We start from the raw sequence: 12,520 nt of genomic DNA, 5'->3' as shown, positions 1-12,520 counted from the left end.
CCTGCTTTTTTATTAGAATAGAGATAATGCGAAATGGAAGTACCACACTCTTTTTGTTATATTTTTTGGGGAAGGAGAGGATGGTATGACATTTTATTTATATGCTTTTGTGATAGGAACGGTTCTTGGTTCTTTTTATACGGTTGTAGCAGTACGTATTCCAATAGGGCAATCTATTATTACTCCGTGTTCGTATTGTCATGGCTGTCATCATACGCTAAGTCCGAAAGAACTGATTCCAATTGTTTCGTTTTGTTTGCAAAGAGGCCGCTGCACGCATTGCAAAATGAAAATCCCCTTTATTTACACATTGTTTGAGGTGATAACAGGAGCCGTATTTCTTTTCTTTACGTATGTGATTGGAAGGGAGAAAGAACTCATTTTTATATGGACGTTACTTTCTTTACTCATTATTATTACGATGACAGATTTGTTTTATATGTTGATTCCGAATATAATTTTAGTCTTCTTTGCTTGTTTATTTCTAATAGAGCGTATTTTTATTCCTCTCGTTCCTTGGTGGGATAGCTTGATAGGCGGAGTAATGATATGTATTGTACTATATTTCGCTCAAATCATATTTCCGAATGGACTTGGCGGAGGTGACGTGAAATTACTTTCACTACTTGGATTTATAGTAGGGGTGAAAGCGATTTTTATTGTACTTTGCTTTGCTTCTAGCTTGGGTCTTTGCTTTTTGGGAATAGGTATGTTGCTAAAACGTATGACAGCAAGGCAACCATTGCCATTCGGACCGTTTATCGCACTGGGGATGGTATGCTATTTGATCATAGTATATTTGGAGTGAAAGGAGAGATAGAGAGTGAACGTATATATGGATGATCAAAGGCCTTGTCCATTCGGTTATATGTTAGTAACAACGGTGGAAGAGGCTATCAAAATTGTTAAGGAGCAGGATGTGAATGTCCTATCTCTCGACTATAATATGGGATGGCGTCAAAAAAATGGTTTGGATTTTTTAGAAATCTTTTGTACAGAAGGTCTTTATGCAAAAGAAATTCATTTACATACAAATGATTCAATTGGTATGCAGTATATGTTAGAGCGGATAAATAAGGGGAAAGAAGCGAGAGAAATTCCCTCAAATATACAGGTGAAATGTACGGGAAGTTAAAAAGTTCCAAGGGATTCCTTGGAACTTTTTTAGTGTTTCATATGTGCTTGTAAAGGTATAATTTCTTCTTGTTGAATTGCTTCTAAGTTATCTTCTACTACTTTAGGCTCTGGATTTTCTTTAGTTAAATAATGATATACCATACCAACGAATACAGATCCGCCAATAATGTTCCCAATTGTAACTGGAATTAAATTATGAATAGCACCAGCGAAAGAAATTGTATCAGGGTGCGGTGATACTAAAGATAATGCAAATAGTGATAAGTTTGCAATGCTATGTTCATAACCAGATAAAAAGAAAGTAAAGACAAGAAACATCATCATAAGTATTTTTGCTGTATCTCCTTTTACTTGAGAAGGAAGAAAACATGCAAGACATACGAGCCAGTTACATAAAATTGCCTTAAAAAATAATTGCATTGTAGTTGCTCCCATTTTTCCTTCAACGACTGTGTTCATTAAATGTCCATGATCAATTGATCCGAAAATACCAGTTGCATAAAATAATAATGCGAAAAAGATTGCTCCTGCTAAGTTACCTAAATAACAAGCTCCCCAATTGCGAAGTGTATCGGCAATTGTTGTTTCTTTTCGTAAAGTTGAAACTGTAAAGTACATTGTATTCCCTGTGAAAAGCTCGGCTCCACCATAGATGATCAACATAAGTGCGATTCCAAAAAACATAGAAGCTGCTAAATATGTCGCAGGTGAATTAGCGATATGGAAAAAGTTCCCTAGTTTAAAGCATAATACGATAATAAAACCGATATAGACGCCAGCAAGTGCTGCGCGAATGAAATATTGCATTGGGTTTGTATCCAGCATTTGTTTCTTCTTCTGTGCAAGTTGTACAACGTAAGCCAACCCTTGTTCTAGCATAAATAATACGCTCCTTTAGTACATTATCTGTAAATACTCCTTATATGAATAAGGTACACGTATTTCCTTCTCGTTTCAATAAGTTTGTGCAACATTTCACAAAAAGGACATACCTCCAAAATGAAAGCGTTAACAGAAAGTGTTATAATATTATATGTTTGAAAAATAGAGGGGATTGTAGGAAAGTAAAATCTAATGGATTCGCTATTTTTATCCGGCTATTTGCGGGCAGTAAGATCCTCATCTCAAGATTCGGCGAAAGAAATGTCCCTACCATTTTGACTTTTCTAAAGAAGATAGGTGGGGGTTCAACTAATAATCAGTGGGGATGAAGAACCCCCACTGATTAAAGTTTCACTTTATCTATTTTTGAGGGGCTAGTGAGTGAAAGCAATAAAAAAAGCGCTGTTATTACAGCGCTTTTTCATCCATATTCTTTTGTGTAGTTTGGACACTTGTATCTTTTGAGAAGAACCAACCGCCAGCTGCGATTCCAAGTAATACAGTCCAGAATATTAATTTCCATGTAGTAGACTCTGGGAAACTGTGTGGAATAACACCTAAAGCAGGGTGAGCTAATGTGTAAATAGCTAATTTAACACCAACCCAACCAACAATTAAGAAAGCAGCAGTTTCTAATCCTGGTTTACGTTTTAATAGTTGTACGAACGCAGTCGCAGCAAATCGCATAATAATTAATCCGATCATTCCACCTGCAAAAATAACTAGGAATTGTCCTGTATCAAGACTACCAATTGTACCAAGGCCTGTTTTTGGTAAAGTCATTGCTAATGCAACAGCCGCTAAAATAGAATCAACAGCAAACGCAATATCAGCAACTTCAACTTTAAATACTGTCCACCAAAAATTTTCTTGTTTCTTCTTTGCTTCTTTTGCTTCATTTTCTTCATGTGAATTTTTCTTAACGTATGTTTTGAATAAATGGTTACCAGCGATAAACATTAAGTAAACCGCACCGATTGCTTGCACTTGCCATACATCGACTAGGAAAGAAATCATAAACAATGATCCAAAGCGGAAGACGAAAGCACCTGCTAAACCGTAAAATAGCGCCTTCTTTCGTTTTTCTTCAGGTAAATGTTTTACCATGATAGCAAGAACGAGGGCGTTATCAGCTGCTAAAATTCCTTCTAGTGCAACTAAAATTAATAATACCCAACCATACTCCAATAATAATGATACATCCATGTACATTCTCCTCTCGTTTGTATAAATATTAAACAAGTGAAGAGGTTTCCCCACTGTTTAGTCTCCCCATACTCCAGCCTATCAACGGTGGGATAGACTGGAAAAAACAAAAAAGACCTATGCCGTTGATAGGCAAAGGTCTTGCTAGACATATGTAATGAAAATGCCAACAAAGCCGGAAGAACAGAGTTCTACGTAATGACGACTTTGTTTCCAAGAATAGATTCTTGGACGCTACTCCCCTTTGGAGATATGCTATTGTATTTTCATTATATGGGTGATGTAAAAGTTTGTCAACCTGTTAAAATGTCCTCGTTCGGATATTTTATCTTTCTTTGTTTTTTTCGTGCAAAAGAAAATGCTAATGTTAAAGGACCCATCTTGCCGAAAAACATCATAAATATAATGGTTAGCTTTCCGATTATTGTAAGTTCAGGCGTAAGCCCCATACTCAGACCGACAGTCCCAAATGCCGAAAATACTTCAAAGGCACTCATTAGGAGGGGGACATGTTCAGTGATACTTAAAATTAAAATGGCGAAGAAAATAAATGAGATTGAAATAACTACAATGGCAAGAGACTTTACAATCAAACCGTCTTTGATTGATTTTTTAAAAATAACAATATCATCTTGCTCTTGTAAAAACTTCAATACGCCTAATAACATAATTAAAAAGGTTGTTAATTTAATACCACCGCCTGTTGAGGCACTGCCAGCACCAATAAACATCAGTAACATCATTAGTAAAAGCGATGGTTTTGTTAATTGTGCCATATCAATAGTATTAAATCCAGCTGTGCGTGTAGAAACAGCTTGGAAATAGGCTGCGAGCCCTTCTTCAAACGGTGTAAATCCTTTCATGGAATTTGGATTATGGAATTCAAATATAAAAATTAAAATGGTAGCAGCTATATTTACGATAAGAGTAGATGAGAGCATAAGTTTAGAGTGTAGCGTAAGGTTTTTAAAGTTACGTTTTCTCTTTATATCGACTATGACTGTGAAACCAATTCCACCTAAAATAATAAGAGAAGAGATCACTATGTTGACGAGTATACTATGAGATTGTGACATTAAGTTATCAGTCCAAATGGAAAATCCAGCGTTGTTAAATGCCGAAATAGCGTGGAAAAAACTATAATATAATCCCCTTGCAACACCATATTTTGGGATCCATTCAAAGGCAAGAAGAAGTGTAGCGAAACATTCGATTGTAAAGGAAAATAGAAATAATGATTTTGCAAGGCGAATCACTCCGCCAATATTTGTTTGGTTTAATGCTTGTTGTAGTAAAATCCGATTTTGAAGGCCGATTTTTCTCCCAAGCATAATCGCGATTAATATAGCAAAACTCATAATGCCAAGTCCCCCCACTTGTATGAGTGTTAAAATAACAAGTTGCCCAAACATGGTGAATACTTTTCCAGTGTCAACAACACCAAGTCCTGTCACTGTAAATGCAGAAACAGTTGTAAATAAGGCATCTAGCCAAGAAATTGAAGTTGTAGTGGAAATTGGTAGTTTTAACAGACATGTTCCGATAATGGATAGTGCAATAAAAGATAATGTAAGTACATGAGGTGGGCTCATTTTGATGTTAATCCGTTTCATAGCATACATCTGTCCTTTCAGTTTGCTCTTTGTAGTATGTGAAGAAGGATTATAATGTATGTTGAAAAAGAAAGGAGGCAGAATGTGTCTGCCTCCTGAAGCTATTGTTTATAGAATTATCCACGTAATTGCTGTTGTGCTAAGGAAACGAGACGTTTTGTTACTTCCCCACCAACAGACCCGTTAGAACGAGATGCTGTGTTAGAGCCTAAGCTTACACCAAATTCTTGAGCAATTTCATATTTAAATTGTTCCAATGCTTGCTCAGCTCCAGGAACAAGTAATTTATTTGTTTTTACCATTGATCACACATCCTAATTTATATTCCAGTTTATTTGATTTTAATGAGCGGTGAGAAGATGTATTCACTGTATAAACTGGTATCGTTAGTGTATGTGTTATATGTTTGACCATACACGGAAGTAATCGGTGTGATTAGAAGTTATTGGATATAAAAAAGAGTAGCACAGTTGCTACTCTTTTTTTAGTATGGTTGCCGTCCCTTCGACAACTAGTTCATTCAATTGATTATATACATTTGTTTGTAACGTGATAATTTTTTTATCATCACGTTTTTTGATCACTTCTGCGACTACGCGCAAGGTGTCACCAATTTTTACAGGTGCTCGAAATGATACATTTTGTGATAAATAAATTGTATTTTTTCCAGGTAATTTTGTTCCAAGAACGGTAGATATAAATCCAGAAACAAGCATACCGTGTGCAATTCTTTCTTTAAACATTGTTGTTTTTGCAAAAGAGTCTAGGATATGAATTGGATTTACATCCCCAGTCAGTTTTGCAAAAGTGATAATGTCTTCACTTGTAATCGTTGTTGTTAAGGATGCTTGATCGCCAACTTGAATCTCATCATAATGAAGCTCTTGAACAGAATGTGCTTCTTGAAATGGATTCATTTTTTCCTCCTTCTTTTCCATATCGAAAAATGTAAGCCATCTTGATGTAATGGGAGGAAGAAAGAGTTTAGATTGTTCTGCGGTAAGCTGCCACATTTTCCTTATTTGATGGAAGTAAATAGATTTTTTGAGTTTTCCTCGAACTTTTGTACGAGTTCCAATTGTGTAGATTTGAATTCTTCCAAAAAACCCTCTAGTTGTTTTTGAACCTCATCACGTTGAAGTTGTTGTTGCTCAATGAATTGCTTTGTTGTTTCTTCAAACTGACCGCTTGTTTGAGTAAGAATTGACAAAGATGTTTTTGTTGGAGAAACAGTCAATTGATGAATATGACTTGAAAGTTCATTCCATTTTCCTTGCCATTCGTTAATTTGATCGTTTAAAGAATTGCCTGTGAATTGCTTCACGTATTCTGTATATTGACTATTAAATTGAGTAGTGAATTGTTGCAGTTCTTTTTCGAGTTCATCTACCCCTGTTGTTAATTTATGCAAAGCATCCTGTTGTTGTTTTAACGTTTCTAAAGTAAGTTGTTCCAATTGTTTCCCTGCTGAAGAGAATAGGGAAAGAGAATGTGACCAATTTTTCCAAAATGCATCGACAAGTTCGTGTGGCTTAGTTTCCATGATTTGACCCCCAAATGTTTTTTTGCATATTGTGAACGCAGATTATTCTGCTGTACCACCAGGTGAAGATGAAGAGTTTTTCTCATCCTTTTCTGGAGAAGTAGAAAATGGAAAGAATGCGTTGGTGTATAACGTAAAAAACGTCCGCAGCATAGTTTGGTAATGCTCAAAAGAGGTCGCGCATGTTGCTAAATATTGCTCTCCATATTCTGTTAAAGAATAAATTCGTTTGGCTGGCCCGCCTTCACTTGTATCCCAAGTAGAAGAAATAAGATTTTCTTTTTCTAACTTGCGTAATGTTCTATATACATTACCTTGATCAACGGAAGAGAAGCCGATATCCATTAGCATTTGAATCAGTTTGTAACCGTGAAGACTCCAGTCTTTTAGACATAGAAGTAAGAAGGGAACTAAGAAGTTTTTTGGCATGGAGTTTGGTTGTTTCGCTTGGTTTTTTTCCAAACCTTCTGTTTGTTCTGGTTCATTATGTAGCATGATTGTGCATCACCTCATGAATCAGTTAGATGGAATTTTTTGCTTATAAGTGCAATTTACACTTATCTGTTTTCAATGTCAATACATTTGTTGGAATATAGAAAAAAATAAAATACAGACTTGAAGTTTTATTCAGAATATTAGAAAATAGTGAATAGGTTGAATTGTTTCAAAAACGAATAAAGGAGTGTAGGAGAAGTGATTGATCAAAAATTCGATCCACTACAAGCATGGAAAGAAGCTTATGAACAGACTGAAACATTTTGGGGAAAAGCTCTCAATGAAACAATCAAAACAGAAGATTATTCTGCTTGGATGGGAAGCGTTCTAGATTTGAACTTGTTTTATCAGAAGACGTTGAATGATACAACGAAGGGTTATTTAGAAAAAGTGAATATACCAACTCGAGAAGATATTGCAAGAGTAGCTACGCTTGTTATCAACTTAGAAAATAAAGTTGATAACATTGAAGAATTTTTGGAAGATAAAGCAGAATCTCTAGGACAATCTCCTACGCTAAAGCGTGATGTAACAAAAGTGAAACAAGATATTCGAACTTTAGAAAATAAGGTTGACAAGATTTTAGAATTACTTGAAAAACAAAATGAAGTATTAGCAAAATTACAGGAACCCGTGAAAGAAGCGGCAAAAGCACCTGTGAAACCAGAAAATAAAAAATAGTTATGAAGCGCCCTGCTTACATGTTTCAAAAAGGGGAGGGAGAATCCTTTTTGGGGACAGTATAAACGGCGAAAAAATATTATATATAGTGCTTTTTATATAAGTGCTAATTCGATTCATTCATCATTATTATCGTTCACAAATTCATTAAAGGGGGAAAAGAAATGACTCAATTAAATGGTAAAGTAGCAATCGTAACAGGTGGAGCAAAAGGAATTGGTAAAGCGATTACAGTAGCATTAGCAAAAGAGGGTGCAAAGGTTGTTATTAACTATAATAGCAGTAAAGATGCAGCTGAAAATCTAGTGAATGAATTAGGATTAGAAGGTCACGATGTATATGCGGTACAAGCGGATGTTTCTAAGTTAGAAGATGCAAAACGCCTTGTAGATGAAGCAGTGAATCATTTTGGTAAGGTAGATATTCTTGTAAATAACGCTGGGATTACAAGAGATCGTACATTCAAAAAGTTAAATCGTGAAGACTGGGATCGTGTAATCGATGTCAATTTAAGTAGCGTATTTAATACATCGAGCGCGGCACTTCCTTACATAACAGAAGCGGAAGAGGGAAGAATCATTAGCATTTCTTCTATTATTGGACAAGCTGGTGGGTTTGGACAAACAAACTATTCAGCAGCTAAAGCTGGTATGTTAGGATTTACAAAATCATTAGCGTTAGAACTTGCGAAAACAAATGTAACAGTGAATGCAATTTGCCCAGGATTCATTGATACGGAAATGGTAGCAGAAGTACCAGAAGATGTTCGTCAAAAAATCATTTCTAAGATTCCAAAGAAACGTTTTGGACAAGCTGATGAAATTGCAAAAGGTGTTGTATACTTGTGCCGTGATGGAGCGTATATCACTGGTCAACAGTTAAATATTAACGGCGGATTATACATGTAATGAAGCAAGAAGAAGGTGCATATCCATAGCAGGAGTGCACTTCTTTCTTGAAGAAGGAAATCAATCAAAAAGGAGATAGAAAAATGACTACATTCGTAACAGAATGGGAAAAGCAATTGGAACTATACCCAGAAGAATATCGAAAAGCATATCGTCGTTTTAAAAGAGCGAGTGAGGTTTTACTGCGTGAACCGGATCCACAAGTTGGTCTAACTCCTAAAGAGGTCATTTGGACGAAAAATAAAACGAAGCTGTATCGTTACATTCCAAAGCAGGAAAAAACACATTCGGTTCCAATTCTATTAATCTACGCACTAATTAATAAGCCGTATATTATGGATTTAACACCTGGAAATAGTTTGGTGGAATATTTAGTGGACCGTGGTTTTGATGTGTATATGCTTGATTGGGGTACATTTGGGTTAGAAGACAGTCATTTGAAATTTGATGATTTCGTGTTCGATTATATTTCCAAAGCAGTTAAAAAGGTAATGCGAACTGCAAAATCGGACGAGATTTCTTTACTTGGTTACTGCATGGGTGGAACGCTAACATCCATTTATGCGGCACTTCATCCGCATATGCCGATTCGTAATTTAATTTTTATGACAAGTCCATTTGATTTCTCTGAAACAGGATTATATGGTCCGTTATTAGACGAGAAATATTTTAATTTAGATAAAGCGGTAGATACATTTGGAAATATCCCTCCTGAAATGATTGATTTTGGAAATAAAATGTTAAAACCAATTACGAATTTTGTCGGTCCGTATGTTGCTCTACTCGATCGCTCAGAAAATGAGCGCTTTGTAGAAAGTTGGAAGCTTGTTCAAAAATGGGTTGGAGACGGTATTCCATTCCCAGGTGAATCATATCGACAATGGATTCGTGATTTTTATCAAGGCAATAAATTGGTTAAAGGTGAGCTCGTAATCCGAGGCCAAAAAGTAAACCTTGAAAATATTAAGGCGAATGTTTTAAACATTTCTGCAAAACGTGATCATATTGCATTGCCATGTCAAGTCGAGGCGCTCTTAGATCATATTTCTAGTACGGATAAACAGTATGTATGCCTGCCAACAGGACATATGTCGATTGTATATGGCGGAACAGCTGTAAAACAAACGTATCCTACTATTGGAAATTGGCTTGAAGAACGTTCTAATTGAAATAAAGTGAAACTTTAATCAGTGGGGGAGGCTTTATCCCTCACTGATTATCAGCCCTCACCAATCGGGCTTTTACGGGCAGTTGATCTCACCTACCTTCCTTCCTCGTTTCTCTCTGAATCTTGAGGTGGTGGTCTTACTGCCCGCAAATAGCGGGATAAAGTAGTGACTTTTATGATTGATTGAGCAAATATCTTTTTTATTCATACGAATGAAACGAAAAATCCAGCTAGGAACATACTAGCTGGATTTTTTCTTATAAAGTAACAAAGCCTAAAAGAGTGAGTAATTAAATTTTAGGAGCATAGTTATGAAATTAGCCTTAGGGAAGTTATATTGGAATGAAGAAGCTTGTATGCCTTGTTATCCGCCGTTAGAAAATGATATGATATGTGATGTGCTGATTGTAGGGAGCGGTGAATCGGGATCGCATATTGCGTATTTCTTAGCGCTTTTAGGTATGGATGTTGTACTCATTGATAAACGAAAAATTGCAAATGGAAGCACACTGGCGAATACAGGCTTACTCCAATTCGCTCACGATAAATCTTTAACCTCTATGATTCATTCATTTGGTAAAGAAAAAGGTGTGCGTGCGTATCAACTTTGTTATGAGGCACTGAAAACTTTGGAACAGGTTGTTCCAAAGTTGGATATAGACCCTTGCTTCATCCCAAGAAGTAGTTTGTATTATGCAAGTCAAAATGAAGATGTTTCGTTTTTGCAAGAAGAATATCATACATTACAGCATTACGGATTTCCTGTTGAGTACTTTACAGCATCTGATATTAAGAAACGGTATTCATTTACAAAACTAGCGGCATTATACACACATGGAGATGCGGAAGTGAATCCGTATATGTTAGCGTATGGTCTTATACATAAAGCAAATCAACTAGGAGCCTCTATTTTTGAACATACAGAGGTTGTTCATATAAAGTCTATTCACAAAGATTTAGTTTCTTATACAAAAACAGGTAAGAAAATTGTAGCAAAGGCAGTGATTATGGCTACAGGATATGAAGATATATTTGGAAAAAAAGAAGCAAATACAACAGTAGAGACCTCTTATGCAATCGTTACAAATGAGCAGGAGCATTTTAATGGATGGCATGAACAATCATTAATTTGGGAAACGGCTCGGCCATATTTGTATTTTCGTACGTATAAGAACCGAATGATTGTAGGTGGATTGGATGAATCCATGCAACTTCAGAAATTTGGTGATACAAAGCTATTGCACAAACGAGATTTGCTTACTAAAATAATACAAGAGATGTTTCCAAATCTTTCAAATGTAAGAGCTGAATATTATTGGGCTGCTGCATTTGGGGGGAGTCATGACGGACTTCCTATTTGCAAAGAAGATAGCAAAATCTCTAATTTATATTATGCATTACCCTATGGGGGAAATGGGACTGTATATGGGATGGTATTTGCAAAACTATTTCAGCAGTTATTTGCAAATAAAGAAAATGGTGATTTTTCTTTGTTTAATCGATAGAAAAAAGGTAGCGAAGTGATGGAATGAGAGAGATAAAGAAATTTTTGCAAAAATTACGTCCTGTACAACTTATTGTTTTATTTTATTTCATAGCAGTAATTGTTTCGGTCATTTTATTAAGTTTTCCATTTTTCATTAAACCGGGCGTAAAGTGGACGTTTATAGATGCGTTATTTACATCTGTTAGTGCTGTAAGTGTTACAGGGCTTTCCGTCGTTTCTATTCCAGATACATTTAATACAGCTGGTATTATTGTTTTAGCGCTTGTATTACAATTAGGCGGTTTAGGAATTATGGCACTTGGTACATTTGTGTGGATGTTAACGGGGAAAAAAATTGGCCTGCAACGAAGAAGATTAATTATGGCAGACCATAACCAAGGAAATTTATCGGGGCTTGTTGAGCTGATGCGTTCTATTTTAATTTTGATTGTTTCAATAGAGGCGGTTGGAGCACTCCTCTTAGGTACAAGGTTTTTGCAGTATTTCCCAACTTGGCAAGAAGCGTATTTTCACGGTTTTTTTGCAGCCGTTAGTGCGACGACGAATGGTGGATTTGATTTAACAGGTCAGTCGCTTATTCCATATAAAAATGACTATATCGTACAAATTATTCATATGCTGCTTATTATTCTAGGAGCAATTGGATTTCCAGTGTTAATGGAGGTAAAGCAGTACTTAAGTAAGAAAAGACATGAATTGTTTCGTTTTTCACTATTTACAAAACTGACGACAACAACATTCTTTTCTCTTGTAATTGTTGGAACAATCGTTATTTTTTTATTGGAGCGAAATCAATTTCTAGTAGGGAAATCATGGCATGAAACAATCTTTTATACACTGTTTCAGTCCGTTACAACGAGAAGTGGTGGGTTAGCGACAATGGACATAAGAGACTTGTCACAGCCAACGCTTTTATTTATGAGTGTCTTAATGTTTATCGGTGCTTCTCCAAGTTCAGTTGGAGGAGGAATACGTACAACAACATTTGCTGTAAATATCCTTTCCTTATATACGTTTGCAAAAGGTGGTAGAACAGTACGCGTTTTTAAACGTCAATTGCATGAGGAAGATATTTTAAAGGCGTCGGTTGTTATGACAATGGGGATTGTGTTATGTGCTTCTGCATTATTTATTTTATCAATGACTGAAAACGTACCATTAATGAGTTTAATTGTTGAAGTATGCTCTGCATTTGGAACGACTGGATTATCAACAGGCATCACTTCTGAGTTAACAACAATTGGAAAGCTTGTATTAATTGTCTTAATGTTTATTGGTCGCGTGGGTATTTTAACATTTATTTTAGCTAGTGGTGGAAGAGAGCAACCGCCTCGCTATAAATATCCGAAAGAAAGAATTATCATTGGATAAAGAGAAACC

14 protein-coding genes and 1 riboswitch are annotated in these 12,520 nt (G+C 35.8%); of the genes, 7 read left to right on the top strand and 7 right to left on the bottom strand.

Annotation, left to right across the window (positions count from 1 at the left end; genetic code table 11):
- The first annotated feature begins 58 nt into the window (after positions 1-58).
- The gene (locus tag CN373_RS17600; protein ID WP_165771899.1) at positions 59-808 is read left to right on the top strand and encodes a prepilin peptidase; all 750 of its coding nucleotides are present in this window, start codon (positions 59-61) and stop codon (positions 806-808) included.
- A gap of 15 nt (positions 809-823) precedes the next feature.
- On the top strand, positions 824-1,135 hold the full coding sequence (locus CN373_RS17595; RefSeq protein WP_098359811.1) for a cyclic-phosphate processing receiver domain-containing protein: 312 nt from the start codon (positions 824-826) through the stop codon (positions 1,133-1,135).
- Between the two features lie 29 nt (positions 1,136-1,164).
- On the opposite strand, the gene CN373_RS17590 is transcribed toward CN373_RS17595, so the two are convergent.
- The 7 genes from CN373_RS17590 to phaQ form a co-directional block, all read right to left on the bottom strand.
- Positions 1,165-2,016: a formate/nitrite transporter family protein gene (locus tag CN373_RS17590; protein WP_098359810.1), complete on the bottom strand. Its 852-nt coding sequence runs from the start codon at positions 2,014-2,016 to the stop codon at positions 1,165-1,167.
- Positions 2,017-2,427: 411 nt separating this feature from the next.
- Positions 2,428-3,225 carry a TerC family protein gene (locus tag CN373_RS17585; protein ID WP_000383332.1) on the bottom strand — a complete coding sequence of 266 codons (798 nt, stop codon included), beginning with the start codon at positions 3,223-3,225 and terminating at the stop codon, positions 2,428-2,430.
- Positions 3,226-3,305: 80 nt separating this feature from the next.
- A riboswitch (yybP-ykoY riboswitch) is annotated at positions 3,306-3,480 on the bottom strand.
- A 38-nt stretch (positions 3,481-3,518) separates the two neighbouring features.
- A complete protein-coding gene (locus CN373_RS17580; RefSeq protein ID WP_098359818.1) occupies positions 3,519-4,838 on the bottom strand; it encodes a TrkH family potassium uptake protein in 1,320 nt (439 codons plus the stop codon).
- A 116-nt stretch (positions 4,839-4,954) separates the two neighbouring features.
- A complete protein-coding gene (locus CN373_RS17575; RefSeq protein ID WP_000241213.1) occupies positions 4,955-5,140 on the bottom strand; it encodes an alpha/beta-type small acid-soluble spore protein in 186 nt (61 codons plus the stop codon).
- Between the two features lie 171 nt (positions 5,141-5,311).
- The gene (locus tag CN373_RS17570; RefSeq protein WP_001067910.1) at positions 5,312-5,755 is read right to left on the bottom strand and encodes a MaoC family dehydratase; all 444 of its coding nucleotides are present in this window, start codon (positions 5,753-5,755) and stop codon (positions 5,312-5,314) included.
- Positions 5,756-5,856: 101 nt separating this feature from the next.
- The gene (gene phaP / locus CN373_RS17565) at positions 5,857-6,381 is read right to left on the bottom strand and encodes a polyhydroxyalkanoic acid inclusion protein PhaP (RefSeq protein WP_000448572.1); all 525 of its coding nucleotides are present in this window, start codon (positions 6,379-6,381) and stop codon (positions 5,857-5,859) included.
- A 42-nt stretch (positions 6,382-6,423) separates the two neighbouring features.
- Entirely contained in the window at positions 6,424-6,876 is a 453-nt protein-coding gene (phaQ, locus tag CN373_RS17560; protein WP_000903024.1) for a poly-beta-hydroxybutyrate-responsive repressor, read from the bottom strand.
- Between the two features lie 198 nt (positions 6,877-7,074).
- On the opposite strand from phaQ, the gene phaR reads away from it, so the two are divergent.
- The 5 genes from phaR (at position 7,075) to CN373_RS17535 (ending at position 12,511) form a co-directional block, all read left to right on the top strand.
- Entirely contained in the window at positions 7,075-7,557 is a 483-nt protein-coding gene (gene phaR / locus CN373_RS17555) for a polyhydroxyalkanoic acid synthase subunit PhaR (RefSeq protein WP_000566938.1), read from the top strand.
- Between the two features lie 164 nt (positions 7,558-7,721).
- Complete coding sequence (locus tag CN373_RS17550; RefSeq protein WP_000192726.1) at positions 7,722-8,465, top strand: acetoacetyl-CoA reductase; 744 nt, start codon at positions 7,722-7,724, stop codon at positions 8,463-8,465.
- 83 nt (positions 8,466-8,548) lie between these two features.
- Positions 8,549-9,634 carry a class III poly(R)-hydroxyalkanoic acid synthase subunit PhaC gene (gene phaC, locus CN373_RS17545; RefSeq protein WP_000206833.1) on the top strand — a complete coding sequence of 362 codons (1,086 nt, stop codon included), beginning with the start codon at positions 8,549-8,551 and terminating at the stop codon, positions 9,632-9,634.
- Positions 9,635-9,944: 310 nt separating this feature from the next.
- Positions 9,945-11,138 carry an NAD(P)/FAD-dependent oxidoreductase gene (locus CN373_RS17540; RefSeq protein ID WP_098359809.1) on the top strand — a complete coding sequence of 398 codons (1,194 nt, stop codon included), beginning with the start codon at positions 9,945-9,947 and terminating at the stop codon, positions 11,136-11,138.
- 23 nt (positions 11,139-11,161) lie between these two features.
- The gene (locus CN373_RS17535; protein WP_001206930.1) at positions 11,162-12,511 is read left to right on the top strand and encodes a TrkH family potassium uptake protein; all 1,350 of its coding nucleotides are present in this window, start codon (positions 11,162-11,164) and stop codon (positions 12,509-12,511) included.
- Positions 12,512-12,520 lie beyond the last annotated feature (9 nt).

Source organism: Bacillus cereus, assembly GCF_002561295.1.
GTDB classification, from domain to species: Bacteria; Bacillota; Bacilli; order Bacillales; family Bacillaceae_G; genus Bacillus_A; species Bacillus_A cereus_S.
Note: the sequence above shows the minus strand (reverse complement) of the source record. Positions and strands in the feature narration are given on the sequence as shown.